The sequence below is a fragment of the Streptomyces sp. NBC_01352 genome (assembly GCF_036237295.1).
Taxonomy (GTDB): domain Bacteria; phylum Actinomycetota; class Actinomycetes; order Streptomycetales; family Streptomycetaceae; genus Streptomyces; species Streptomyces plumbiresistens.
The window spans coordinates 459916-484816 of the sequence record NZ_CP108354.1 but is presented as its reverse complement, the minus strand read 5'-3'; the positions used below and the strand labels follow the sequence as shown (position 1 = coordinate 484816).

21 protein-coding genes and 3 pseudogenes are annotated in these 24901 nt (G+C 68.2%); 11 read left to right on the top strand and 13 right to left on the bottom strand.

The window, feature by feature from the left end:
* The first annotated feature begins 235 nt into the window (after window positions 1-235).
* The 4 genes from kdpF to OG252_RS02425 are packed head-to-tail and all read left to right on the top strand — an operon-like array spanning window position 236 to window position 4801.
* A complete protein-coding gene (gene kdpF / locus OG252_RS02440) occupies window positions 236-325 on the top strand; it encodes a K(+)-transporting ATPase subunit F (RefSeq protein WP_055544543.1) in 90 nt (29 codons plus the stop codon).
* A gap of 8 nt (window positions 326-333) precedes the next feature.
* A complete protein-coding gene (gene kdpA / locus OG252_RS02435; protein WP_266452265.1) occupies window positions 334-1998 on the top strand; it encodes a potassium-transporting ATPase subunit KdpA in 1665 nt (554 codons plus the stop codon).
* Window positions 1995-4127 (top strand): potassium-transporting ATPase subunit KdpB, encoded by a 2133-nt coding sequence (kdpB, locus tag OG252_RS02430; protein WP_329333305.1) that lies wholly within the window; start codon window positions 1995-1997, stop codon window positions 4125-4127. Before kdpA ends, kdpB begins: the two co-directional genes overlap by 4 nt.
* Window positions 4128-4132: 5 nt before the next feature.
* A complete protein-coding gene (locus tag OG252_RS02425) occupies window positions 4133-4801 on the top strand; it encodes a potassium-transporting ATPase subunit C (protein ID WP_266452267.1) in 669 nt (222 codons plus the stop codon).
* A gap of 157 nt (window positions 4802-4958) precedes the next feature.
* On the opposite strand, the gene OG252_RS02420 is transcribed toward OG252_RS02425, so the two are convergent.
* Window positions 4959-6155 (bottom strand): RNA-guided endonuclease InsQ/TnpB family protein, encoded by a 1197-nt coding sequence (locus OG252_RS02420; protein WP_329333303.1) that lies wholly within the window; start codon window positions 6153-6155, stop codon window positions 4959-4961.
* Window positions 6156-6310: 155 nt separating this feature from the next.
* Here OG252_RS02420 and OG252_RS02415 point away from each other — a divergent pair, with 155 nt between their 5' ends.
* Both OG252_RS02415 and OG252_RS02410 read left to right on the top strand, forming a co-directional pair.
* Window positions 6311-6994: a response regulator gene (locus OG252_RS02415; RefSeq protein WP_266452270.1), complete on the top strand. Its 684-nt coding sequence runs from the start codon at window positions 6311-6313 to the stop codon at window positions 6992-6994.
* A gap of 45 nt (window positions 6995-7039) precedes the next feature.
* Window positions 7040-9583, top strand: coding sequence for a sensor histidine kinase (locus OG252_RS02410; RefSeq protein WP_329333301.1), 2544 nt, complete (start codon window positions 7040-7042; stop codon window positions 9581-9583).
* A gap of 102 nt (window positions 9584-9685) precedes the next feature.
* Here the strand turns inward: OG252_RS02410 and OG252_RS02405 are convergent, their stop codons facing one another.
* The 6 genes and pseudogenes from OG252_RS02405 to OG252_RS02380 all read right to left on the bottom strand — a co-directional run.
* The gene (locus OG252_RS02405) at window positions 9686-11509 is read right to left on the bottom strand and encodes a WD40 repeat domain-containing protein (RefSeq protein ID WP_329333299.1); all 1824 of its coding nucleotides are present in this window, start codon (window positions 11507-11509) and stop codon (window positions 9686-9688) included.
* A gap of 322 nt (window positions 11510-11831) precedes the next feature.
* Entirely contained in the window at window positions 11832-12557 is a 726-nt protein-coding gene (locus tag OG252_RS02400; protein ID WP_329333297.1) for an SDR family NAD(P)-dependent oxidoreductase, read from the bottom strand.
* A gap of 252 nt (window positions 12558-12809) precedes the next feature.
* Window positions 12810-13136 carry a carboxymuconolactone decarboxylase family protein gene (locus OG252_RS02395; RefSeq protein WP_329345061.1) on the bottom strand — a complete coding sequence of 109 codons (327 nt, stop codon included), beginning with the start codon at window positions 13134-13136 and terminating at the stop codon, window positions 12810-12812.
* 77 nt (window positions 13137-13213) lie between these two features.
* Window positions 13214-13621 carry a (R)-mandelonitrile lyase gene (locus tag OG252_RS02390; protein WP_329333295.1) on the bottom strand — a complete coding sequence of 136 codons (408 nt, stop codon included), beginning with the start codon at window positions 13619-13621 and terminating at the stop codon, window positions 13214-13216.
* A gap of 519 nt (window positions 13622-14140) precedes the next feature.
* Window positions 14141-14440, bottom strand: a pseudogene (locus tag OG252_RS02385) (SDR family NAD(P)-dependent oxidoreductase); the annotation flags it as partial.
* A gap of 408 nt (window positions 14441-14848) precedes the next feature.
* Window positions 14849-15114: pseudogene (locus OG252_RS02380) on the bottom strand (IS110 family transposase); the annotation flags it as partial.
* A 188-nt stretch (window positions 15115-15302) separates the two neighbouring features.
* Here OG252_RS02380 and OG252_RS02375 point away from each other — a divergent pair.
* The 3 genes from OG252_RS02375 to OG252_RS02365 all read left to right on the top strand — a co-directional run bounded on the left by OG252_RS02375 (window position 15303) and on the right by OG252_RS02365 (window position 17665).
* Complete coding sequence (locus tag OG252_RS02375) at window positions 15303-15506, top strand: cold-shock protein (RefSeq protein WP_266452275.1); 204 nt, start codon at window positions 15303-15305, stop codon at window positions 15504-15506.
* 120 nt (window positions 15507-15626) lie between these two features.
* Window positions 15627-16517, top strand: a complete 891-nt coding sequence (ku, locus tag OG252_RS02370; protein ID WP_266452278.1) for a non-homologous end joining protein Ku — start codon at window positions 15627-15629, stop codon at window positions 16515-16517.
* A 686-nt stretch (window positions 16518-17203) separates the two neighbouring features.
* Window positions 17204-17665: a hypothetical protein gene (locus tag OG252_RS02365; RefSeq protein ID WP_329333292.1), complete on the top strand. Its 462-nt coding sequence runs from the start codon at window positions 17204-17206 to the stop codon at window positions 17663-17665.
* A gap of 79 nt (window positions 17666-17744) precedes the next feature.
* Here the strand turns inward: OG252_RS02365 and OG252_RS02360 are convergent, their stop codons facing one another.
* Window positions 17745-18596, bottom strand: a complete 852-nt coding sequence (locus tag OG252_RS02360) for an MBL fold metallo-hydrolase (RefSeq protein ID WP_266452282.1) — start codon at window positions 18594-18596, stop codon at window positions 17745-17747.
* A 372-nt stretch (window positions 18597-18968) separates the two neighbouring features.
* On the opposite strand from OG252_RS02360, the gene OG252_RS02355 reads away from it, so the two are divergent.
* Window positions 18969-19316: a hypothetical protein gene (locus OG252_RS02355; protein WP_329333289.1), complete on the top strand. Its 348-nt coding sequence runs from the start codon at window positions 18969-18971 to the stop codon at window positions 19314-19316.
* Window positions 19317-19496: 180 nt separating this feature from the next.
* Here OG252_RS02355 and OG252_RS02350 read toward each other — a convergent pair whose 3' ends face one another.
* The 5 genes and pseudogenes from OG252_RS02350 to OG252_RS02330 all read right to left on the bottom strand — a co-directional run bounded on the left by OG252_RS02350 (window position 19497) and on the right by OG252_RS02330 (window position 23759).
* Window positions 19497-19709 carry a hypothetical protein gene (locus OG252_RS02350; RefSeq protein WP_266452284.1) on the bottom strand — a complete coding sequence of 71 codons (213 nt, stop codon included), beginning with the start codon at window positions 19707-19709 and terminating at the stop codon, window positions 19497-19499.
* A gap of 796 nt (window positions 19710-20505) precedes the next feature.
* Window positions 20506-20943, bottom strand: a pseudogene (locus OG252_RS02345) (DNA polymerase III subunit alpha); the annotation flags it as partial.
* 101 nt (window positions 20944-21044) lie between these two features.
* Entirely contained in the window at window positions 21045-21683 is a 639-nt protein-coding gene (locus OG252_RS02340) for an SMI1/KNR4 family protein (protein ID WP_329333287.1), read from the bottom strand.
* 211 nt (window positions 21684-21894) lie between these two features.
* Window positions 21895-22170, bottom strand: coding sequence for a hypothetical protein (locus OG252_RS02335; protein ID WP_266452289.1), 276 nt, complete (start codon window positions 22168-22170; stop codon window positions 21895-21897).
* Window positions 22171-22925: 755 nt separating this feature from the next.
* Entirely contained in the window at window positions 22926-23759 is an 834-nt protein-coding gene (locus tag OG252_RS02330) for a PIG-L family deacetylase (RefSeq protein WP_266452291.1), read from the bottom strand.
* Window positions 23760-24390: 631 nt separating this feature from the next.
* On the opposite strand from OG252_RS02330, the gene OG252_RS02325 reads away from it, so the two are divergent.
* Window positions 24391-24816, top strand: a complete 426-nt coding sequence (locus OG252_RS02325; RefSeq protein ID WP_329333282.1) for a hypothetical protein — start codon at window positions 24391-24393, stop codon at window positions 24814-24816.
* The last annotated feature ends 85 nt before the right edge of the window (window positions 24817-24901 follow it).

Below are 24901 nucleotides of genomic sequence, written 5' to 3'. Positions count from 1 at the left end.
GAGCTGGTCCGGCGACCGTGGGGGAGTCCGGCGTATGGGTTCCGTCAAGAGCGGACGGGCCGCCGTATGGGAGGCGTCAACGCCCGCCGAATCCGGCCGACGAGGCGCTTTCCTCTAATCGTCCGTTCGATCCGACCCTCATCTAGGAGCTCGCGATGGCCGACCTGGCCTTCGTCGTCACCACGATCGCGGTCTTCGCGCTGGTGGCCCTCGTCGCCAAGGGGGTGACGAAGCTGTGACCGCCGAGAACATCGTCGGCCTGATCGTGGCCGTCGCCCTGCTGGGCTATCTCGTCCTCGCCCTTGTGTTCCCGGAGAGGTTCTGAGTCCTGATATGAGCCCCGTCCTCGCCGGTGTGCTCCAGCTGCTCGCGCTGATAGCGGCGCTGGCACTGGCATACCGCCCGCTCGGCGACTACATGGCCCGGGTCTACTCCTCCGACAAGCACCTGCGTGTCGAAAAGTGGATCTACAAGGGCATCGGCGCCAACCCGAACACCGAGATGCGCTGGCCCGCCTATCTGCGCGGTGTCCTTGCCTTCTCCGCGGTGAGTGTTCTCTTCCTGTATCTGCTGCAGCGCGTGCAGGGCAGCCTGCCCGGCTCGCTGGGCTTCTCCTCGATCGACCCGGACCAGGCGTTCAACACCGCCGCCTCCTTCGTGTCGAACACCAACTGGCAGTCGTACTACGGCGAACAGGCCATGGGCCACGTCGTGCAGACCGGCGGGCTGGCGGTGCAGAACTTCCTGTCCGCCGCGGTCGGGATCGCCGTCGCGGTGGCTCTGGTGCGCGGCTTCGCCCGCTCGCGGACCGGGGAACTGGGCAACTTCTGGGCTGACATGGTGCGCGGTGTCGTACGCATCCTGCTGCCGATGTCGGTGATCGCCGCGGTCGTGCTCGTGGCCTGCGGCGTGATCCAGAACTTCTCCGGGATCCACTCGGTCGGCCAGTTCATGGGCGGCTCGCAGGAGTGGAACGGCGGCGCGGTCGCCTCGCAGGAGGCCATCAAGGAGATCGGCACCAACGGCGGCGGCTACTTCAACGCCAACAGCGCGCATCCCTTCGAGAACCCCAACGCGTTCTCCAACCTCTTCGAGATCTTCCTGCTCCTGCTGATCCCGTTCGCGCTGACGCGGACCTTCGGCCGGATGGTCGGTTCGCTGCGGCAGGGTTACGCGATCCTCGCGACGATGGCGACCATCTGGGTCGGCTTCATCTGCCTGATGTGGTGGACCGAGTTCGCCCACCACGGCCCGGCGTTCGAGATCGCGGGCGGGGCGATGGAGGGCAAGGAGACCCGCTTCGGCATCGGCGCCTCGTCGATCTTCTCGATCTCCACGACGCTCACCTCCACCGGTGCGGTGGACTCCTTCCACTCGTCCAACACGGGTCTGGGCGGCGGCCTGAACCTGCTGGGCATGCAGCTCGGTGAGATCGCGCCCGGCGGAGTCGGCTCCGGCCTCTACGGCATGCTGATCATGGCGGTCATCGCGGTGTTCATCGCCGGCCTGATGGTCGGCCGTACGCCCGAGTACCTGGGCAAGAAGATCGGCACGAGCCAGATCAAGCTGGCGGCCTGCTACATCCTCATCACCCCGGCGCTGGTGCTCGTCTTCACCGCCGCGGCGATGGCGCTGCCGACTCCGGTGAACTCCATGACCAACAGCGGTGCGCACGGCTTCTCCGAGATCCTGTACGCGTACACCTCGGGTGCCAACAACAACGGCTCGGCCTTCGCCGGTCTGAACGCGGACACGCAGTGGTTCAACACCACGATCGGTATCGCGATGCTGCTCGGGCGGTTCCTGCCGATGGTGTTCGTGCTGGCGCTGGCCGGCTCGCTCGCCGAGCAGAAGCCGGTGCCGGCCACCGCGGGCACGCTGCGCACCGAAAAGCCCCTGTTCACCGGGCTGTTGGTGGGCGCGATCCTGATCATCACCGGTCTGACCTACTTCCCCGCCCTTGCGCTGGGGCCGCTGGCCGAGGGGCTGGCGTCATGACCACCGACGTAACGAATCAAGAGGACTCGATGTCCACCTCGACTCCGACGCTCGCCCCCCACCAGGACGCACCGACCGGCCACAAGACCGGCGAGGGCCGCGTCGGTGCGGGACTCTTCGATCCCAAGCAGCTGCTCAGGTCGCTGCCGGACGCCTTCCGCAAGCTCGATCCACGGGTGATGGTCAAGTCCCCTGTGATGTTCGTGGTGTTGGTCGGGTCGGTGCTGACCACGGTGTTCTCGTTCAAGGACCCGGGCGACTGGTTCGGCTGGACGATCAGCGCCTGGCTCTGGCTCACCGTGATCTTCGCGAACCTGGCGGAGGCGGTGGCCGAGGGGCGCGGCAAGGCGCAGGCCGACACCCTGCGCAAGGCCAAGACCGACACCGTCGCCCGGCGGCTCGTGGGGGCCCGCGAGGAGCAGGTGCCCGGCACCGAGCTGCGCATCGGCGACCTGGTCGTCTGCGAGGCGGGTGACATCATCCCCGGCGACGGTGACGTCGTCGAGGGCGTGGCGTCCGTGGACGAGTCGGCGATCACCGGTGAGTCGGCCCCGGTCATCCGGGAGTCCGGCGGCGACCGCTCGGCCGTCACGGGCGGTACGAAGGTCCTCTCCGACCGCGTCGTCATCAAGATCACGACGAAGCCCGGCGAGACCTTCATCGACCGCATGATCAACCTCGTCGAGGGTGCCGCCCGGCAGAAGACCCCGAACGAGATCGCGCTGAACATCCTGCTCGCCTCGCTCACGATCATCTTCCTGCTCGCGGTGGCCACCTTGCCGCCGCTCGCGGACTACGCGGGCACGCACCTCACCATGGTCGTGCTGGTGGCGCTGCTGGTCTGCCTCATCCCGACCACGATCGGCGCGCTGCTGTCCGCGATCGGCATCGCGGGCATGGACCGGCTGGTCCAGCGCAACGTCCTGGCCATGTCGGGCCGGGCCGTCGAGGCCGCCGGCGACGTGTCGACCTTGCTGCTCGACAAGACCGGCACCATCACGCTCGGCAACCGGCAGGCCGCCGAGTTCGTACCCGTACGCGGGACGCCCGAGGCCGAGCTGGCGGACGCCGCGCAACTGTCGTCGCTGGCCGACGAGACGCCCGAGGGCCGCTCCATCGTCGTACTGGCGAAGGAGAAGTACGGGCTGCGTGAGCGTCACCAGGGCGAGCTGTCGCAGGCCGAGTGGATCGCCTTCACCGCGCAGACCCGTATGTCGGGCGTGAATGTCGACGGGCGGAAGATCCGCAAGGGTGCGGCCGGTTCGGTCATCGCGTGGGTGAAGGAACAGGGCGGCACGGTTGCCGAAGACGCCGACGCGATCACCGTCGCCATCTCCGAGGCGGGCGGCACCCCGCTGCTCGTGGCGCTCGAAGACACGGAAGGCGCCCGGGTGTTGGGCGTCATCCACCTCAAGGACGTCGTCAAGGAAGGCATGCGCGAGCGGTTCGACGAACTGCGCCGCATGGGCATCAGGACCGTCATGATCACGGGCGACAACCCGCTGACCGCCAAGGCGATCGCCGAGGAGGCCGGCGTCGACGACTTCCTCGCGGAGGCCACCCCCGAGGACAAGATGGCCCTCATCAAACGCGAGCAGGCGGGCGGCAAGCTCGTCGCGATGACCGGCGACGGGACGAACGACGCACCCGCGCTCGCGCAGGCGGACGTCGGGGTGGCGATGAACACCGGTACGTCGGCCGCCAAGGAGGCCGGCAACATGGTCGACCTCGACTCCAACCCGACCAAGCTCATCGAGATCGTCGAGATCGGCAAGCAACTCCTCATCACCCGGGGCGCGTTGACGACCTTCTCGATAGCCAACGACGTCGCGAAGTACTTCGCGATCATCCCGGCGCTGTTCGCGGCGGTCTACCCGGGCCTGGACAAGCTCAACATCATGAACCTGTCCTCGCCCGACTCCGCGATCCTGTCCGCGGTCATCTTCAACGCGCTGATCATCATCGCGCTGGTCCCGCTCGCCCTGCGCGGCGTGCAGTACCGGCCGGTCAGCGCGGACAAGATGCTGCGGCGCAACCTCGGCATCTACGGCCTGGGCGGGCTGATCGCCCCCTTCATCGGCATCAAGATCATCGACCTGCTCATCTCCCTCATCCCCGGGATCGGCTGACCGCCATGAACAACTCGGTTACGAACACTGCCCGGTTGCTCTGGGCCGGGCTGCGCGCCCTCCTCGTGCTGACCGTGGTGACGGGCATCCTCTACCCGCTGGCCATCACCGGCGTCGCCCAGGGGATCTTCCCCGGCAGGGCCAACGGCTCGGAGATCAAGGCGGACGGCAAGGTCGTCGGCTCCTCGCTCATAGGCCAGGCGTACAACCTGCCGCTCAAGAAGGGCCAGGAGACCCCCGAGCCCGACCTGAAGTGGTTCCAGGGGCGCCCGCAGAACGGCCTGGGCACCAACAGCGTCAACACCCAGTACAAGCTGATCCTGTCCGGCGCCACCAACCGATCCGGTGACAACGCCGAGCTGATCAAGTGGGTCAAGGACGCCAAAGCGGCGGTCATCAAGGACAACTCGGTGAACGGCTACACGGTCAAGCCGTCCGACGTGCCCGCCGACGCGGTCACCTCTTCGGGCTCCGGCCTGGACCCGGACATCTCCCCGGAGTACGCCGACCTCCAGGTCCACCGGATCGCCGAGAAGAACGGCCTGCCCGTCGCCCGGGTCCAGAAACTCGTGGACGAGCACACCGACGGCCGCATCCTCGGCTTCATGGGCGAGCCCACCGTCAACGTCCTCGAACTCAACATCGCGCTCAAGGAACTCGTGGCCAGGAGCTGATGGCCTTACGCGACCCGGGCGGGAGTCGGCGGGCCGGGAGGCATTCCCGGTCCGTCAACCCCGGCGGCCCTGACATGGGTTCCGCATCCTCTGGCTCTCCGTGCAACAGGAAGGCGCACACCGTTGACTTCCTCCCCCTCGTGAACGAGGGGGATTCCTACGGCTCGCGCCGTGGGGTTTTCTGCTTCACCGCCGACTGCCCGCCCGGAGAACTCCGTTGAGGTCTTACACCAGCTCCACAGACAGACACCGCCAGCCCGGCGGCCAGAAGGTTCTTCGCCGCGTTCACATCCCGGTCATGCGCCGCACCGCACGCGCACGTCCACGTTCGGACGCTGAGCGGCATCCTGTCCTGCACGGTGCCGCATACGGAGCACAGCCGGGAGGAGGGGAAGAAGCGGTCCACCGCGATCACTTGACGCCCGTACCAGGCGGCCTTGTACTCCAGCAGGCAGCGGAACTCGCTCCAGCTCGCATCCGAGATGCCCCGGGCGAGCGTGCGGTTCTTGACCAGGTTACGCACGGCCAGGTCCTCGATCACGAGCGTTTGGTTGTCACGCACGAGCCGAGTCGTGAGTTTGTGGAGCAGGTCGTGGCGCCGGTCGGTGATCCGGGCGTGGATTTTGGCGACCTTACGCCGGGCTTTACGGCGGTTGGCACCGTCGCCCTTGGCCTTGCGGGACAGCTCCCGCTGGGCCCTGGCGAGCCGGGCGCGGTCACGGCGTTCGTGCCGGGGGTTGGCGATCTTCTCACCCGTGGAGAGGGTCAGCAGGTGGTTGAGGCCGACATCGATGCCGACCGCGCTGTCGGTGGCGGGAAGCGGTGTGACATGGGGGTCCTCGCACAGCAGCGAGACGAACCAGCGCCCGGCCGCGTCCTGAGACACGGTCACCGTGGACGGCGTCGCCCCGTCGGGCAGCGGCCGGGACCACACGATGTCCAGCGGGTCCGCCATCTTCGCCAGGGTCAGCTGGCCGTCCTGGAAACGGAACCCGCTGGTGGTGTACTCCGCCGACTTCCGCGACCTCTTCCGCGACTTGAAACGCGGGTACCTCGCCCGCCTGGCGAAAAAGTGGGTGAACGCGGTCTGCAAGTGCCGCAGCGTCTGCTGCAGCGGCACCGACGACACATCGTTCAGGAACGCCAACTCCTCGGTCTTCTTCCACGCCGTCAGCATCGCGGAGGTGGCGTTGTAGTTGACCCGCTCCTGGCGCGCCCACGCCTGTGTGCGGGCGTCGAGCGCCAGGTTGTAGACCTTCCGCACGCACCCGAACGTGCGCGACAGCTCCGCTGCCTGCGCATCACTGGGATAGAAGCGGTACTTGAACGCCCGCTTCACATGGTTCGCGGCCACGCCCACAAACTAACCAGCCGGCAGGTCAACATCAAACCTGCGGGTCAGGGGGACTGCGATCCGCCTGGCGGCGCATCCCAGATCCGTGCCCTGCTCCGCAGGGATCTCGTTTCCTCCCCCGACTAAAGGCGAGGGTATCCACGAAAGGATTTCCGATGACCCGGGTACTGGTCGTAGAGGACGACCCCCAACTCGTACGGGCGCTCGTGATCAACATGCAGGCACGGCAGTACGGAGTCGACGCGGCCCCCGACGGCGCCACCGCGCTCCGGCTCGCCGCCGCCCGCCAGCCCGATGTGGTCCTCCTCGATCTGGGGCTGCCGGACATGGACGGCACGGACGTCATCAAGGCCCTGCGCGGCTGGACCAAGGTCCCGATCCTGGTGCTGTCCGCCCGCCGGGCCTCCGACGAGAAGATCGCCGCGCTCGACGCGGGCGCCGACGACTACATCACCAAGCCGTTCAGCATGGACGAACTCCTGGCCCGGCTGCGCGCCGCGGTCCGCCGCACGGCAACCGTGCCGCTCACTCCCGAGACGACGCTGGTCACCACGGACGACTTCACCATCGATCTGCTGGCCAAGAAGGCCATCCGGGCCGGCCGCGATGTGCGCCTCACACCCACTGAGTGGCATCTGCTGGAAATCCTGGTCTGCAACCCCGGCCGGCTCATCACACAGAGGCACCTGCTGCAGGAGGTGTGGGGTGCTTCGCAGAGCAACAAGACCAACTATCTGCGTGTGTACATGGCCCAGCTGCGGCGCAAGTTGGAGGCGGACCCGGCGCACCCCCGCTACCTGATCACCGAACCTGGCATGGGCTACCGCTTCGAGAGCTGACCCGCTCCCGACCGTTCTGCCCGCATACGACGTAGAGACGAGACCATGGCACGCGGCAAGTTCCGGATATACCTCGGCGCGGCACCGGGCGTCGGCAAGACGTACGCGATGCTGTCCGAGGCGCACCGCCGTGTCGAGCGGGGCACCGACTGTGTGGTCGCCTTCCTGGAACACCACAACCGGCCCCGCACCGAAGTCATGCTCCACGGCCTGGAGCAGATCCCCCGCAAAGAGCTGGAGTACCGGGGGAGCGTCTTCACCGAGATGGATGTCGACGCGGTCCTGGCCCGGCACCCCCAGGTCGCTCTCGTCGACGAACTCGCCCACACCAACATCCCCGGCTCCCGCAACGCCAAGCGCTGGCAGGACGTCGAGGAGCTGCTCGCGGCCGGGATCGACGTCGTCTCGACGGTCAACATCCAGCATCTGGAATCGCTGGGGGACACCGTCGAGTCGATCACCGGGGTGCGGCAGCAGGAGACCGTCCCCGACGAGGTCGTCCGGCGGGCGGACCAGATCGAGCTGGTCGACATGTCACCGCAGGCGCTGCGCCGGCGGATGGCGCACGGCAACATCTACAAGGCCGACAAGGTCGACGCGGCCCTGTCCAACTATTTCCGCCCGGGCAATCTGACCGCGTTGCGCGAGCTGGCCCTGCTCTGGGTGGCCGACCGGGTCGACGCGTATCTGACCGAGTACCGCAGCGAACACCGGGTGTCGAAGATCTGGGGCTCGCGGGAGCGGATCGTCGTCGGCCTGACCGGTGGCCCCGAGGGCCGCACGCTGATCCGCCGCGCTGCCCGGCTCGCCGAGAAGGGCGCCGGGGGCGAGGTGCTGGCCGTCTACATCGCCCGCAGCGACGGACTGACCAACGCCTCGCCCAAGGAGCTGGCCGTCCAGCGCACCCTGGTGGAGGACCTGGGCGGCACCTTCCACCACGTCATCGGCGACGACGTCCCGTCGGCTCTGCTGGACTTCGCGCGGGGGGTCAACGCCACCCAGATAGTCCTCGGCGTCTCGCGGCGCAGGGGATGGCAGTACGTCTTCGGGCCCGGTGTCGGCGCCACGGTCGCCCGGGAGTCGGGCCCCGACCTCGACGTCCACCTGATCACCCACGACGAGGCCGGCAAGGGCCGCGGGCTGCCGGTCGCGCGAGGTGCGCGGCTCGGTCGTCCGCGGATCATCTGGGGCTGGCTGGCCGGGGTGGTCGGCCCGACGCTGCTCACGCTGCTGCTCACCAACGTCGACGCCGAACTCGGCCTCGCCAACGACATGCTGCTCTTCCTGACGTTGACCGTGGCGGCGGCCCTGCTCGGCGGCCTGCTCCCGGCGCTGGCCTCGGCGGCCTTCGGGTCGTTGCTGCTGAACTACTACTTCACCCCGCCCCTGCACCGCCTCACCATCGCCGATCCCAGGAACATCGTCGCCCTCGTGGTCTTCTTCGGCGTGGCGGTATCGGTGGCCTCCGTGGTGGACCTGGCCGCCCGTCGTACGCATCAGGCGGCCCGGCTGCGGGCCGAGTCGGAGATCCTCTCCTTCCTGGCGGGCAGCGTGCTGCGCGGCGAGACCAGTCTGGAGGCCCTGCTGGAGCGGATGCGGGAGACCTTCGGCATGCAGTCGGTCGCCCTGCTGGAGCGGGAGAGCGAGGTGGCCCCGTGGACCTGCGCGGGCAGCGTGGGCCCACAGCCCTGCCAGTACCCCGAAGACGCGGACGTGGACATGCCGGTCGGCGACCACATGGCGCTCGCGCTGTCCGGCCGAGTGCTGCCCGCCTCCGACCGCCGGGTCCTCGCCGCGTTCGCCGCCCAGGCCGCCGTGGTCCTGGACCGCCAGCGCCTGCAGTCCGAGGCCGACCAGGCCAAGGAGCTCGCCGAGGGCAACCGCATCCGCACCGCCCTGCTCGCCGCCGTCAGCCACGACCTGCGCACCCCGCTCGCCGGGATCAAAGCCGCCGTCTCCTCCCTGCGATCGGACGACGTGGCCTGGTCCGAGGAGGACCAGGCCGAACTCCTGGAGGCCATCGAGGAGGGCGCCGACCGACTCGACCACCTGGTGGGCAACCTGCTCGACATGTCCCGTCTCCAGACCGGCACCGTCGCCCCGCTGATCCGCGAGATCGACCTCGACGAGGTGGTGCCCATGGCCCTGGGCGGCGTACCTCAGGCCAGCGTGGAGCTGGACATCCCGGAGACCCTGCCGATGGTCGCCGTCGATCCGGGCCTGCTGGAGCGGGCGGTGGCCAACCTGGTCGAGAACGCGGTCAAGTACAGCCCCGCCGACGAGTGCGTCCTGGTGGCTGCCAGCGCCATGGCAGACCGGGTGGAGGTGCGGGTGGTGGACCGCGGCCCGGGCGTCCCGGACGAGGCCAAGGACCGCATCTTCGAGCCGTTCCAGCGCTACGGCGACGCCCCGCGCGGCGCCGGCGTGGGCCTCGGCCTCGCGGTCGCCCGCGGCTTCGCCGAAGCCGTGGGCGGCACCCTCGACGCCGAGGACACCCCGGGCGGCGGCCTCACCATGGTCCTCACCGTCGCGGCCGCGTCCGACCGCCGACCGCTCCCACCCGGCCTTCCGGCGACCGCCACCTCCTAGACCGTAGGGATTCGCCACCTCCTGGACCGTATGGATTGCGGAACGCTGCAGAAGAGCCGTGCCCCGCACAGTGCCCAAGCGGTCGCCTGGCCGGCCTCCGTGTCACCTACCGGACTCTGGCGTGTCGGCGTGTTCGGGGTCCCACCGGCGATCGTACGCGGCGATCTGCGGGTGCTCGCGCCAGTGTGTCAGCGCCGTGAGCAGCTCCCGCCAAGTCCGTTCACCGGAGAGGAGTTCGGCAGCGGAACGCTGGGTCCGTTGAATGGCGGCGGCATCGATGTCGGCGAGCGGAAGCCGGCTGAGGGACCGGAGGCGTCCGTCCCACAGCCGCCACACGGTGACGATGTCGTCGGAGTCGGCGGTGACGATGGTGCTGCCGCCCGCGGTGGCCGAGAGGCGATTGATGGGGTTCTGGTTCTCGTCGGCCAGGATTCCCTCAACGCCGCCGCCCGGTAGCCGCCACAGTTCGACTCCGCGTCCTCCCGGGCCGAATCCGGCGAGGAGTTCCCCGCCGCCGAGTGTGCGCCACTTCGATGGCTTCGAGCCCTGAAAGGGAATGAGGCGGTCTTCGGTCCCCTCGGGCAACCGCCAGGTGTGAATGCCGTTCAACACGCCGGCGGCCAGCAGCGAGCCATCGGGAGTTGCCACGGCTTCCCCGATCACGGTGCCGATCGTCTTCGGCTTCCGACCGTGCGCGGCGACATCCCACACTTTGACCAGACCGCCGCCGGTGCCGACGGCGACGAGTGTTCCCCGGTCCGACACCATCACCTCCGGGACGAGTTCCCCGAAGTGCACCCTGTCGATGAGGGCACGGTCAGCCAGCCGCCACAGCAGGATGGTTCCGTCGGTATGCGCCGAGGCCAGTAGCCTGCCGTTGCGCGACGTGGCCAGGCGGTTCACCGCCCGGTCGGAGCCGACCAGAGTTCCGGCCGGTGCGCCCGACGGCAGGGGCCACAGATTGATCCGGCCGCCCCGGTCGCCGACGACGAGGAACTGCCCATCCTCGGTGATCAGCATCGCGTTGGGGGAGTCCAGATGCCCACGAATGACTCCGGCCGGCTTCCCGGAGACAAGCTGCCACAAGGACGCGGCCTCCTCGACGCCACCCGGTGCAGAGATCGGCCAAGGCCGATGGACACGGTGCTCCACGGCAAGGAGCTTGCTGTCCGGTGTCACAGCCAGCCGCCACCCGGTGGCCTTGTCGCGGGGGATGGTGCCTTGCGCCACGGCCGAGGGCAGCGCCCACAGGCCCACCCCGCGATCGGTCCCGACACACACGCGGGAGCCGTCCGGCGTCACCGCCAGGTTCCGCACGCTGCCCTCGACTCCGGACAACCGGGTGCCTTCGGCCGGAACCCATCCGGAGCCCAGTACCGCCCGGCTCGCGCGGGTAAGGGCGCTCAACTCGGCGAACGCGCGCCGCTCCACGGGGTCGGCGGGTGTCCACTCGGCCTCGTCGAGCATGCGCAGCATCCGCGCTCCCCACGCCGGCGGTGCCGCGAACACCAGCCGCCACAAGGACTCCCACCGCCCGGTCGCGCCGAGAATGCCGACGATGGCCGACCAGTCCCGATCGGTCACCACGGCAAACTGTCCGGACGGCCGTCCGCCCACGACCGCCCACACCCATTCCAGGCAGGTCTCGGCGCGGGCGCGTTCGGCCAGGCGGAAGCGGAGCATGTCGTCGCCGCGGTCGTGCACCTCGCGCAGCGCCGCCCCCGTCGCGTCGAGCCTGCGGTATCGCTCGACGTCGCCGGTCAGGAACGAGACCACCGCGTCACGGGGACCATCCGAATGCCGGTAGCCGGCCGCCTCGACCAGACGAGTGAGCCACGGATCGCCTGTCTCCAACAGCGCATCGCAGGCCGCGTCCACCAGCGTCTGCTCGGCAAGGCCGGTGAACGCCGTCCGCGCGAGGTCCACGACCTTGTCGTCCCGGTGAGAGACCAAGAGGGACACGGCAATCCCCGCGAGAGCCCGGACCGAGACCGGCGTTCGAAGCTTTGCGAGCCGCCGCACGGCCCGTCGGCGCTCCCACCAGCCGCCCGACTTCACCCGCTCGACGAGAACCCCGACAGTGTCCATCCCGCTCCGTCAACTCGCTGGAGACCGAACCCACATCACTGACGCTATGGCCAGGTCTCGGGGACCGGTCCCTACGACAGCCGGGCGATGGCCCTGGGTGCCCCAGAGACCGTGTGGGTGATGAGGGTGTTGCGGGCACGCCGTCAACGCTCCTGACCGCTCAGAGCGCGGTGCCCGTCTCCTCGGCCAGCGTTTGCAGGAGGCGGTCCTGGAACGCCTCGTCGTGGACGGCGCGGTGCGGTTGCAGCCGCTCGCGGTGGTACCAGTACCCGCCGGTGGTCAGGGCCTGGGGTTCGTCGCTGGAAGCGAGCCATTCCTGCGTCCGATGGCCGAGCTCCAGGTCGTCCGGGGCGCCCGGTCCGCCCATCCTCGTCGGTACCCAGCCCGGATCGACCGCATTGCTCAACACCTCTGGGCGCAGGCGAGCCATCGCGGCGGCCAGCGTCGTGACGAACAGTTTGCTGTCCGAGTAGGAGCCTGCGCTCTTGCCCCGCCAGTCGACCCCGTCGAGCGAGGGCTGCCCACCGAAATGCGAGCCGCTGCTGAGGTACACCAGTCGGCGCGGCCCGCGCAGCAGGACCGTCAGCAGGTACGGCGCGACGATGTTGACCGGCATGACCGCCGGTCCGCTCCACACGCCCGCGTTGTGGATGACGGCGTCGAGCGGCTGCGCGTCGTTCAGCTCGGTGGCGATGCGCCGTACGGCGTCGCGTTCCGTGAAGTCGCCCACCACGAGGTACGCCCCACGGCCGACCAGCGTGTCGAGGCCCGCAGCACGCTGCTGGCTCCGGGCGTGCGCCACCACGTCGTGTCCGGCGGACAGCAGCGCATCGGCCGCGGCCCGGCCCAGGCCGTCCGCGGAACCGGTCACCAGGATCCGGCTCACGATCGCACCATCCCTTCGATGCACGAGGCCCCGGCGGGCGCCACGGCTCCGAGCCTGAGTCCCGCGCACACCGTCGCCGGGAGCGTGGTCACGCCGAGAGGCGCTGTGACGGTTGCTTTGTCCCGTCGGTCGACGCGGAGGTTGCCGACGAGGCTCATGACTGGTTCTCGCATGGGGAGAGTGTCCTTCCGTTCGTGATCGCTGCCCAGGGCTCGCCAAGAGGGGAGGAGCTCGACGGCTCCTCCTCGCAGCTCAGGCCGAGAAGACCTGCTTCGCGACGGTGATCGCCGTCATGGCCTTGGGCCAGCCGGCGTAGAACGCGAGGTGTGTGATGGCCTCGATGAGCTCGGTCTCGGTGACGCCGTTCTCCTTGGCCCGCCCGAGGTGGAAGCGCAGCTGGTCGGCATCGCCGCCCGCGATCAGGGCTGCCACGGTGATCAGGCTGCGGTCGCGGGCGGCCAGCTCGGTGCGATTCCACACGTCCTCGAACAGGACGTCGTCGGTCAGCTCGGCGAGTTTCGGAGCGAAGTCGCCGAGCATGCGGCGTCCGCCGCCGATCTGCTTGGACTGGTCGGTCATCTCGGTCATCGAAATCCTTTCGTCGCCCCCGGGGCACAGCCGACGGAACTCGTGCTGAATCGGGGGCCGTTGCGGTGTCAGCGGCTGCGGGGGCGGTTGTACTGCTCGTCGGTCACCGGCTCGTTCCAGATGGTTTCCTCGCTGCCGTCGTTCTTGCCCTCCCACATGGCGATGTGCTCCATGAAGCGGTCGGGGGTGGCGCCGTGCCAGTGCTCCTCGTTCGGAGGGCAGGTGACGGTCTCGCCGGGGTGCGCTTCGAAGACGGTGCCGTCGCGGGTGCCGATCAGGGCGGTGCCGGAGACGACATGCAGGGTCTGCCCCAGCACGTGCGAGTGCCAGTGGGTACGGGCGCCCGGGGAGAAGCGGACCAGGTTGGCACGCATCCGGGACGGCTCCTTGCCCGCGTAGATCACGTCGAACCAGACGTCGCCGGTGAACCAGTCCGCGGGAGCCTTGACAGTGGCCTGTTGCTTGACGAATTCCATGGTGTCTCTCTCAGAAGTGCAGGGATGTGGGATGGATCAGGCGGCGTCGGTGTGGGTGAGGCCGAGCCCGGCGCGGGAGGTGTCGTCCTGGGCGAGGAGCTCCTGGGCTTTTGCCCCGACGGCTGCGCGGCAGTCGTCGCCTGCCACGAACCGCAGCGAGGGCTGGTCCTGGCCTGCGACCTTCAGCAGGGCGGCGGCGAGCTGGGCCGGGTCGCCGGCATGCTGGCCGTTTCATGGATCGCCAGGTCTTCATCGTGGCTGCGGTGCGCTCGGCGTAGTCGTCGATGGAGAGCTCCGCCCAGGTGGTGGAGGTGTCGTCCAGCAACCCGGTGCGGAAGAAGCCCGGCTCGACGATCGTGGTGCGGATGCCGAACGACTCGACGTCGTGGCGCAGGGACTCCATGAAGCCCTCGATGCCGAACTTGGCCGCCGAGTAGGCGACGCAGAAGCCGACGCCGACCACCTCCGCCAAGTCGCCAAGGAGGAGATCGTGATGACGTGCCCGGACCGTTGCTTGCGCATGACCGGCAGGACAGCGCGAGTGACGTGTTCCTCGGAGAACCCGGCGGAGAAGTCAGCGGCGTTGTTGATCAGGGCGTCGATCCGGCCGAAGCGGTCTACGGCCGTCTCGGCGGCGCCCGGGTCCGTGATGTCCAGGGCGGCGGCCAGCAGGTTGTCCTGCTCGCCGCCCAGCACCTCAGCGACGCGCTCAGGACGGCGGCTGGTGGCCACGACCTGGTGACCGGCGGAAAGGACCTGGCGGGCGATGTCCGCGCCCAGCCCGCATCCGGCGCCGGTGACGAAAAGGACCTTGCTCATGATGGGGGAGTGCTCCAAGCGGATGATGAATGCGGGACTGAGGAGAGGGCCAGATGACCTGGACACGGGCCTTGGCGCGAGCTCTCTCAGCTCCTGGGGCCAACCCTTCGGCAGGCCAACAACTCCTCGGTCGGGAAAGCCGCGGACCCGCTTGTGACAGTCTGTGCCGGACCGGGCCCTCCGGCAGCTGCCGCAACCCCGGACACTGAGAGGTGTCCGGTCCCCGACCGCCGCCACAGTCGATGAAACCGCAGCTCGAAGAGGTGAGGAAGTGTCGGTCGTTCCCGGTACTGACAGGGCCCCCTCACCTATGCGGTCCGGCTTAGCCTGGTACCGCGTGAGTACCGAGAGCGACATCCGCGAGTTCCTGGCCAGCCGACAGCCGGTCCGCACGATCGCCTTCGTCCATCGGTCACGGGTGAACGGCCTCTGGGAGGGGCCGCGCCGCATCATCGCGGTCTGTGCGGCCATGCAGAACGCCCAGCGCAGGCGGCGGTGGTATCGCTTGGGCCGGTGGTTGTTGCCGGTGGTTGTTGCCGGTGCGGCAGCCGGCGTCACGCGGCACCGGGGCGAGGCCCGCGTGAGGCCAGACGGCCGGCGCTCACGTAACCGGACAAGTCGCCGACGATCGCGACCAGCTCAGCGCTGAGGATCGGCCCCATGCCGGGGAGCGAGGGTTCCGTGTAGTCGCCGGCGGAGGAGCGGTGTTGCGTCGAAATTCAGCAGTCGTGGTTCCGAAGTGTCCGTTCGCCCGTGATCACGGTCGCGGGCGATTTTGCTTTCTCAGTGTTCCTCCGGGCCAGGCGATCACCTCCGGATTCGACCATGCGAGTCCGTTCCGAGCTGTCTTGAAGGAGAAGCTATGGCTACCGGCACCGTGAAGTGGTTCAACGCTGAGAAAGGCTTCGGTTTCATCGCGCAGGACGGCGGCGGCCCCGACGTCTTCGCCCACTACTCCAACATCGACGCCCAGGGCTTCCGCGAACTGCAGGAGGGCCAGAAAGTCGAGTTCGACATCACTCAGGGGCCAAAGGGCCCGCAGGCCGAGCGCATCCGCCCCCTGTAGCCCCGGCAACACGTTCCCGGAGGCCGGCAAGCGCCTGGCCTGCGGTCGCCCCGTCTCGAAAAGCGAGTGAACGGCAGCGTTCGAGGTGCGATCACTGCTGGTCAGGGGTGCGATGGAATCATGCCGCAGGCCATCGCGAAACTGTCGATCTCCTGGGGTCTGGTGGCGATCCCGGTGACCGTGCATGCCGCGACCGCGCCGCATCCGGTCCCCCTGCACCAGGTCCACACCCGGTGCGGAGGCGGCCGGGTACGGCTGCATCGCTTCTGCGAGCGCGAGGGCGTGGAGGTTCCGTACGACGAAGTGGCGCCGGGCTGGGAGGCCGATGACGGGCGGGTGGTCGTCCTCTCGAATGCCGACCTCGCCGATCTGCCGCTGCCGAACTCGCCCCGGGCGATCGAGGTCCTCGCATTCGTCCCCGCGGACCGGATCGACCCGCTTCTCCTACACAGGCCCTACTACCTCGGGGTCAGGGGCGGCCCGGCCGCCGCGCGTCCCTACGCCCTGCTGCGCGATGCGATGCGCGAAAACGGCCTGGTGGCCGTCGTACGCCTCGCGCTCCGCGGTCGTGAGTCCTTGGCCCTGCTGCGGGTCCGCGAACAAGTGATCACGATGCAGCCTCTGTTGTGGCCCGATGAGCTGCGCCCCACCGAGGACATCGCCGTGCCGCGCACCGAGCCTCCACGCCGCCAGGAGCTGGACATGGCCCGCTCACTCATGGACGCGATGAGTACCGACTTCCGCCTGGAGGAGCAGCATGACGACTACCGGCACGCGGTGGAGCAAGTCGTCGCCGCCCGCCTTGCGGGCTCGAAGCCGCCCCATGCCCACGCCCACGCCCCCGCGCCGGTGACCGGCGCGGTAGTGGATCTGATGGCGGTCCTGGAACAGAGCGTGGAAGAGGTTGAGGAGCGGCGCCGCACCAGCCCGGCCGCGAAGAAAGGGGCGCGGGCGAAGAAGACGGAGAAGGCCAATCCAGCGACGGCACCGGGGAACCGGCCCACCGGCTGATGCGGGAGGCTGCCTTTCGCGTGACCGGGCGGAATGGCCATGGAGCATATCCAGGGACAGCCCGTTACGTAGCTGCCTCACGGGGCTTCCCGCGGTCTTGGTCACCTGGGCGGCCGGCCAGGTGGCGGCTCATCCTCCGGCCCGGTGGCTCCGGCTGCACTCACACGGCTTGGGGCGTGCGACAGCATCACCGCCGTCTGCCAGCGAAGGGAGGCGATCGCCTCGGCCAGCTGGTCACGCAGGCACGCACCCGCATCGAACCCGGCCGCCCGCAGACCATCTGGCCCCACCTGACCGCCCACCTCTGCATCTCTCAAGCGAGCCGGTCCGCAACGACAAGGACCGCAGCAGCCGCAACGATCACCGCTGAGTAGACGACCATCACGGCCCGGCTCCACTCGCCGTCACGCTCGACGCCCGCACCCAGACCCTCCCGCTCGGACTGGGAGCCGGTAAGGCCGAGCAGTGCCGCATGTGACACAGCGTCATCAACGCGAGGATTCACGCCCGGACCAACGCGTGATCAAGACTCTCGACGCAGCGCAACCGCCATCACCACTCATTCAGCCCACACCCGCCCGCCCCTCACCACGACGCATCGCATTGTGTTCCCTACCTGCGCTGAAGCTCGCAGCCGGGGCATCCAGGAGCACCCCCACCACAGTGATGACGGACGCGCTCGTACGGTGTTGGAAGATGCCCGCGAGGCACATGAGGCGGTCGCCGACCAGTTCAGGGCGGATGCGGCCATCGCGCCGCCCGGCCCCTACCGGCACATGCTCGAGCGCCAGGTGGGCGACGTCCAGGAGAGCCTTCAGCGCATCGAGCACCACGTGCGCGAGCTGCGGCCCAGCAGCGGGCTTGTCGGGGCCAGCGTCGATATGGCGCGGTTCGTCTCACGCAGCGCCGTGCGCGCCGCCATGCTTCTGCCGCTGGCCATCGGATCCACGCTCCTGACGGACACGCTGCGCAGGCGGCGGCCGAACGCCGGACGGCTGCTGCTGCGGAACGCCGAAGACGAATACCCAGTCACCGCCCAGGCGCTTGCGACCTGCCGGGCCGGCCAGAGCATCCCACTGTCATCTGAAAGCTCCCCTCGCCCCACACCGAGATCATCACGGCAGGCGAGACACGGGCCCCAGTCCTAAGCACGGCCCAGCCGAGCGGCAGGTTTCTGGTCGTAGGCGCCGGAGTGCAGCAGATCCCAACGCCGCGCGGCAGCGCCGCTCACGTCCCCGACGGTCGCGGCTGCTCCGGCGGAACTGAGCTCTCGGCAACCGCCATCCACTGGTCCAGGTCGGTCTGGGTGAACTCTGCCCACGGTGGGATCCCGGGGAGCTGGTGGAGGAGGTCGTAGGCCTCGGGGATCTGGGCTCCGCGGAGGACCGGGCAGTGGCAGCCGGCGATGACCTCGGCGTTCAGCTGTTGGAAGTCGGTGACGACCGCCCCGAACTTTTGGACGTCCAGCAGGGCGACCCAGGGGGAGACCAGGCTTCCGCCGAAGAACTGGCCGTCGCGGAATTCGTCTGGCGACAGCGCCGCCATTTCGGGCATAGGGGTCGGCACGTTCGTGGCGAAGGTGTCTACGGCCCACAGGACGCTGGCCTTCGGGTCGAAGAGGGCGCGGGTTGTGGGGTTGTCGTACAGGGGCGGTCGCTTGGCGACCAGGGTGCGATCGCCCGCGTCGATCGTGTCGCCGTCGTTCATGAAGCGGCACCGGTTGATGGGAGTCTCCCACTCGTCGGCCATGCGGCCGATGGAGAACCATGTCGTCAGCAGGGTCGCGTTCGGGCATTCCGCGAGGACCGCCAGGAGGTTGCCGGCGTGGTCGCGGTCATCGTGGGTGAGGAAGATCCACCGGACGTCCAGGGGATCCACGATGGACCAGGCTGCCTCCAGCCACTGGGAGCGTACTGCGGGGGCCCCGGTGTCCACGAGGACCGGCTCGGTTCCCCGGATCACCATCGAGTTCATCGGGAAGTGGCCGACCGGCGGGGCCTCAAGGGCCCACGGGATGACGAACGTCTCCTTGGCGATCTTGTACGGCTGCAGAAGGTCGAAACTCTCTATGGTTGTCATCGCTGCTCTCCCTAGGACGGAGTCGCCGCAGCGTCCATGAATCCAGTGCAGCCCCGTGCCGGGCTGTCGTCAAACGGAGAACTCGTGACGGTCGGCTTCGCTGAGTGACGAGGGGTGCGCGGTCGGCGCTGGCCGGTCCCGGGCCGTGCTTGGGCGGGTACGAGAGCACTGGCGCCATACCGGCACGCGGGGCTGATATCGGAGCCGGACGCGTCACCCGGCCGCCGCACCGTGGGCAGCCCGGCCCGGCGGCGGCGCCGACACGTGCAGCACAGGCGACTGCGATCGGCTCAGCTGGATGACGCTCAAGGCCGAAGACGAAAAGCGAGAGCTGAGCATCATGCGGCCCCGACGACAGGATGCCCGGTCGGGATGAAGCGTGTGTCTCCGCGCCGACCGATACAGCGGGGAGTGAATGCCGACGGCATTGACGGGTACGTCGACGACATCGGTACCTACCTCCTCATGGGAGGCACCATGTCTGTCTGGTCGTGGATCCGTGAACACTCGCGGCACAAAGGCGGTGAGCCACCCTCCAGGGCTGGAGACACCGCAGAAGTCGGCTCCGGCAAGCCACAGGACACGGGCGGTGAACCGGAGGCCGACGCACCGGACCAGCACAGCACGACAGGGACGACACCCAACGACACGTTCGTGGGCCGGGTCGCCGGTGACGACCCCGGCTCCCTGGAAACGGGCGCTGAGAAACGCGCTGAATAGCGCGGCCGAACCGGCGGTTGCCCCCCCCAGAGAACCCCCGGGCCCGTTTGCCGCAACCGCTTCGAAGAGGCGCGCCTCGCATTGACGCACCTCGCATTGACGCGCCCCGTGCAGGCGGGCCGCCTGCTCCTCTGCCTGCGTGCGAGATCGTCACCGCGCGGGGAAGGGGCGCTCGTACGTTCAGCGCTTCCACACCTCTGGGCCGCCTTCATGCCATTCGATCAGGCCGGAGTCGGCGACATCCAGTTCGTCCCAGCCGGTCAGGCCGGCGTTCTGCAGGAACACGGTGAGGTCGTGAAGGCTGTACGCGGTGCCGAGGATCCGATCGTCAATTCCCACCTTGCGGCCACCGGTCTCCAATGGCGGGTAGACGATCACGCGGCGCTCGGACATGGCACCAGCCTCACCCACGACGCGTAGCCACGCATCCCGGCTGCGGAGGATTCCTCACAGAAGCAGAGCACCGGGCAGCTGATTCTGTTCAGGAGATCCGATCTCTGAACAGAGTCATGCAGCACCTCCTCGACGCAACAGCCCCAGCGGTGCTGCTCATCACCGAGCCTCGGAGTACCGGCCTCTCCACCAGTTGGACGGCAGTGTGGAGGCTGCGGGGTTTCGGGTGTGGGTGCGCCCCGGAGCATGTGCGGCCGGTCGACGGCGTCGACTACGACCAGGTCGTCACCGAGCGGCTGGAGAAGACGCCGCAGTGGTGGGCGACCCCGACGGTGGACCGTACGACCCGACCCGGCGTCTGGCTGAGCTGCTACCGGGACGTGCGCCGGGATCGAACCAGTAGCACCGGACAAGCACAGGGTCGGGGGAGTCGCCGCAGCGCGCTGACCTGCGGTTTCGCTCACGTCGCCTCCCTTCTCCCTTCCCTGGCAGTGCGCGGGATGTGTGCTCGACGAACAGCCTGCCGATGCGGTGATCTACGCGGCCAAGCCCTGGACGGCCGCCTCGTACGTGGCCGTCGCAGCATTCGAGGCGCCGCCGCCCAACCTTCCTTATCTACTCGAAAACTACTCGAAGTCGTACTGGTGCAGGACGTCTTCGAAGTGTGGGTCGTCCTGGCGGAGCGGAGCCCGGCCGAGCGCCTTGGAGAAATGCAAGGCAGTCATCCACTGCGCCGAGCACGACGCGTACCTGGACGTACATCACTGAGCATCGCCACGCGGCAACAACCGCTTCGGCCGTCGTTGATCAAGAACAAGCTGAGCTGGGCGATGCCCGCGTCGGCCCTGTCCGACAGGACGTGCTCGAGTCCGAAGAGCGGGTGGTCTGAGACATGGAGGCCGAGCATCTCCCGTTCTTGGGCGAGCAGGTAGGCCTTGTCCCACTCGTCCTCGGAGAAGGTGACGTCGAGTCCGAGGACTTACTCGCTGGTCTCCTCCTTGGCCATGCTGCCGACAAGGTCGAACTGCCCCTCGGCCTCCTTGCGCTTGACCGCCACCACGTTGTCGATCATCGGCTCGAAGTGCGCGGTCAGCCCCATGTGGGTGCGCTCCATGCTGTTGAAGGCGCTGGCTTTGACCAGCGATTCCGTGGCGTGCTTGTTGCAGACCACCGCCTGGACGTTCTCAAGGTAGTCGGGGAAGGACGTGTGCTTCCCCTTGGTCCTGCGGCACCGGTGAGCACCTCCCCCTCCCTGCTGGCCCTTCCGGCCGCCCCACCTGGACTGGTGGGCGGCTCGGCGGTCCGCCGAGAGTGTGGTGATCCGTCCCGCCGCGCTCAGGTTCGGATCCTCCACTCAAGGCAGTGGTGGCCCGATTCGTCTTCGTAGGGTGCGGGCCAGTAGTACAGGAAGGAACCGTCAGTCTCCAGAGCGTCGGCCAGGACGCGGAAGAACTCCGTCAGGCTGGTTGCCCACAGGGTCCCGTCCAGATCTCCGGACCCGATGCCCATCTCATACACGTGCCCGTATGAGGGCCCGGGGCGGTGGTCGACGAAGGCGACACCGCCGTCGTTGGGAAGTGCGAACGGCACGCAGCGATGCAGGTTCACAGCCAGCGCGTCCTCCTCCCACAGGTCGGCTTCGATGTTGTCCTTGGCGACGTCCACGAGCACGTCGTACATCATCACGATGTCGTCCACACCACTGAGCCGGTGTCCCGACGGAAGAAACGCACCAGCAGGCAGAAGCCTGCGTGAGCCAGGGACCGCAACAGGTTCAGCGGCTCCATCGTGTTGTTGCAGCAGGGCCTTGAGCTCCGGATGCAGGTCGAAACCGAGCCGTGATTCCAGCTCGATGAGCCGTTCGCGCCCCGCCGGCGCTCGCAAGGTCGCCTGATCGGCGGGTGAGTTCGACCTGAGCCACGACTCAAAACGAGTCCATTCACGATCGAACGCAGGAAGATCCATCTGTGTCATGCGCCGAAAGATAGACGGTCGCACTGACAACGAACTCCCGCACCTCGTTGACCGGTCTGAGCCGTAAGACGCCGCATCCTCTTGTCACCGTGATCAGGGTTGGGCCAGGCGGTCGGAGGCCCTGGGCGGTCATGGCCCGGCAAGAGGCTCAGGGCCTCCGCTCGAGGCCAGACGGTCTGCGCGGGGCACCGCCCTTCCTGAGGCCGCCGCATTACACGTGTCGGACAACCTGATACATCGTGTGGGAGACGGGTGCCGGATGCGGGGCGCTGTTCCAGCCGATTTCCTCGGCGCGCTGCTCGATCGCCTCTCGCGCGGCGTGAGCTGCGGCTTCGTCCTCGAAGAAGGCGATGGACAGTCCGTTGCCCGTGGCAGGATCGACGAGGTGATACGCGCCATGGACACCGGACACGGTGGCGGCGGCCTCCAGCACCCAGTCCCGGTCGTCAGTCGGCATCGGTTCCCACACGGCCACTCTTGCGATCATCGCCGCCTCCTTCTGGTTGCTTTGACAGTCCAGCATGAAGCAACTCGGCGGAGCCCCTGGCCAATGACGCACTCACGCGACGTCGCAGCCGCGGCCTCGGCGAGTGCGGGACCACGCTGGCGCCAGTACCAGCGTCTGAACCCACGGGCGAGGGCTCGGTAGCCTGATATCCGGTAGCTCCTGGACCAAAGTGGTCGCGGCCAACTTGAGATTTGAGCAGGCGTTCGCCACCGTCGGGCTCCCCGGTGGGCTCTGGGGGCGGTGCTGGCACCGTCAGGGCGTTGCGTCCGGCGAAGCGGCGGCCGCTGACTCTTGCGGGCATGCCGGGCGGCGGTGAGCTTCCAGGCTGAGGACAACAGGGTCTCGCGGCTGGTATCGGAGACCGGCGTCGTGACCTGCGGCTTCTTCCGCTGTCCGCTGCCTCGTGGCGTGTCGGACATCGGTCGGAGTCTCAGCTTCGTGTCGCTTCCCCGGCGGTCTGTCCTGATCGGAGCAGACCGCCGGGCTTGTGACCTGGGCTGTCGAGCACCTTCCGAGCCAGCCGCCCGCAGGTCTCCCACCTGTGCGGTTGCCTTGAGAGACGAGCGCAGTGTCGGGTCGGCAGTGCGGGAACGCGTCGACTCCGCGGGCGAGCGGCTGGTCGTGGGGTGTCGGAGCGGAACTCGCGTGATGCCTCGGTCAGCCTCCGGGTGTGTGACCGGCTCGATCGCGCTGTGCGGCCGATGAGCTTTCCCGGGCCCGGGTCGGACGGGCGATCAGCGCAGTCCGGCGAAGAGATCGTTCTCGGGCACGGCGGCGCCGGTGGCGTCCTTGACACGTACGAAGGTCTCTATGCCCATCAGGTCACCGAACCTCTCCTTGCCCATCTTGAGGAAGAAGATGTTCTCGCCCTGACTGGCGTGCGCGGCCAGCGCATCGAACTTCTGGCCGCTGAACGCGGTGGTGTCCACCCACGTGGTGATCTCGTCGTCGGGAAGGCCGATCTCGGCCATCGCGGCGGCCTCGGCAGGATCCGGCTCCGGCATGTCCTCATTGAACTCGCGCATGATCTCCCCGAACCGCCCCATCATCGAGCGGGGCATCGTGGTCCAGTACACCTTCGGTGTCAGCGCGGTCATCTCCAGCGCCGCCATCGTGATGCGGTGGGCCTGGATGTGGTCGGGGTGGCCGTAGAAGCCGTTCTCGTCGTAGGTGACTACCACATCGGGTCGGTAGTGCCGCATGAGTTCCGCAAGTCGGGAGGCGCCTTCCTCCACGGGGGTCTGCCAGAAGGATCCGGGGGCGTCGTTGCTCGGCCAGCCCGTCATCCCGGAGTCGGCGTAGTCCAGCATCTCCAGATCGCTGATCTTCAGGACGTCACAGCTCTCCTCGAGTTCTTGACGGCGTATCGAGGCGACGGCCGCAGGATCGTGTCCGGGGTCGCCCGGCTTGACGCCTCCCGTGCCGTCACCGCAACCGCCGTCGGTACACGTCACGAGAACCGTGCGGATGCCTTCCGCCGCGTACCGCGCGAGGACCCCTCCGGTTCCGGTGGCCTCGTCGTCGGGGTGGGCGTGTACTGCCATGAGCGTCAAGGGCCGGTCAGTCATGAAAAGTCCTCCTGCAAAAATACGTCTTGGTCCGAGTGCGCGGCGGGCGGACCGCGATCCCGGGGCCGGATTCTGGGACCCGGACCCTGGTGGGCGGACGACCTTGTGGTCCCCGTGTTCCCCGTCCGTGCGGCGCCGGTGCCTCGGTGGATGCAACAGTGCCTGCCGGACCGGCTGTTCCCGACGTGGCCGTTTGGCCTTCAGGCATCGGCGTTCCCACGCGAACGAGGTACAGGCGGTACCTGCACGTCTCAGCGCCACGTCGGATCCGGCTTCGATCCGGCACCAGGCCCGAGACCCCGACACGAATTTTAGAGCCTACAGATGTAGGTTCTCGCCGCCCGTGGCATTGCCCGATGCTTCGACCTGCGGCTTCTCGGGGTGTCCCACGACCGGTGGCATGCCTTCTGTCTCACGGTCATGTCATTTACTCGGGCACTGACCACGGTTCCGCAACTAGAGCACCGAGGTGCCTTGTCGAGTCTCAGGGGGAAGCTTGACAATTCGGCGTCGGGTGATGCTTGACGTCTGACCCAAACGATCTCATGCCGCGGAGCGGCTTCGTCTCGCTGTTCGAAAGTCCTTCCCCTGCCCCGTTGGGTGGTCCTCGAAGCGACAGTAGGGTTCCCGCATGGCGGAGGCGGAGATGGCCCGGAGGGCGCCCAGACAGCTCACCGAGATGCGCGATGTGTACGACCTCCTGGAGGAGGTGCGACTACGCCCGGGGATGTGGGTGCGAGGTAGTTCGCTTCAGCATCTGAGTTCCATGCTGTTCGGCTATCACGTGGCGTTGAAGGTTCACGGCGCCGAGGAATTGCTTGACTTCCGGCAGGGCGGCCCGTTCACCGACTGGCTGTGGCCGCGGCTGGGGTATGAGTACGAAAGCTCGCTGGGCTGGGCGGTCGAGATCGAGCGCATGGCCGAGGCCACGAACCGGCCCGCGATCGAGCTGTTCTTTGAGCTGCTCGATGAGTTCCGTGCTGAACAGGGCATGCCGGGGCCTAGCTGGGGCGATCCCGGGAGCGGAAGGGCAGAAAGGATCACCCACCCCGGCTAACGGTGAGCCTGCCGACCGGCAGCCCTGCCCCGCTGCTCGCAACGTCCGCACAGGTCAGACACAGCGACGCACCACAGCTACCCGA

Coding starts and splice junctions, on each gene's coding strand:
- ku (WP_266452278.1), top strand. CDS start 15,627: ATGCCGCAGGCCATCGCGAAACTGTCGATCTCCTGGGGTCTGGTGGCG.
- kdpA (WP_266452265.1), top strand. CDS start 334: ATGAGCCCCGTCCTCGCCGGTGTGCTCCAGCTGCTCGCGCTGATAGCG.
- OG252_RS02330 (WP_266452291.1), bottom strand. CDS start 23,759: ATGACTGACCGGCCCTTGACGCTCATGGCAGTACACGCCCACCCCGAC.
- OG252_RS02355 (WP_329333289.1), top strand. CDS start 18,969: ATGAAGCGTGTGTCTCCGCGCCGACCGATACAGCGGGGAGTGAATGCC.
- OG252_RS02360 (WP_266452282.1), bottom strand. CDS start 18,596: ATGACAACCATAGAGAGTTTCGACCTTCTGCAGCCGTACAAGATCGCC.
- OG252_RS02410 (WP_329333301.1), top strand. CDS start 7,040: ATGGCACGCGGCAAGTTCCGGATATACCTCGGCGCGGCACCGGGCGTC.
- OG252_RS02340 (WP_329333287.1), bottom strand. CDS start 21,683: ATGACACAGATGGATCTTCCTGCGTTCGATCGTGAATGGACTCGTTTT.
- OG252_RS02350 (WP_266452284.1), bottom strand. CDS start 19,709: ATGTCCGAGCGCCGCGTGATCGTCTACCCGCCATTGGAGACCGGTGGC.
- OG252_RS02395 (WP_329345061.1), bottom strand. CDS start 13,136: ATGACCGACCAGTCCAAGCAGATCGGCGGCGGACGCCGCATGCTCGGC.
- OG252_RS02390 (WP_329333295.1), bottom strand. CDS start 13,621: ATGGAATTCGTCAAGCAACAGGCCACTGTCAAGGCTCCCGCGGACTGG.
- OG252_RS02375 (WP_266452275.1), top strand. CDS start 15,303: ATGGCTACCGGCACCGTGAAGTGGTTCAACGCTGAGAAAGGCTTCGGT.
- kdpB (WP_329333305.1), top strand. CDS start 1,995: ATGACCACCGACGTAACGAATCAAGAGGACTCGATGTCCACCTCGACT.
- OG252_RS02325 (WP_329333282.1), top strand. CDS start 24,391: ATGGCGGAGGCGGAGATGGCCCGGAGGGCGCCCAGACAGCTCACCGAG.
- OG252_RS02415 (WP_266452270.1), top strand. CDS start 6,311: ATGACCCGGGTACTGGTCGTAGAGGACGACCCCCAACTCGTACGGGCG.
- OG252_RS02335 (WP_266452289.1), bottom strand. CDS start 22,170: ATGATCGCAAGAGTGGCCGTGTGGGAACCGATGCCGACTGACGACCGG.
- OG252_RS02425 (WP_266452267.1), top strand. CDS start 4,133: ATGAACAACTCGGTTACGAACACTGCCCGGTTGCTCTGGGCCGGGCTG.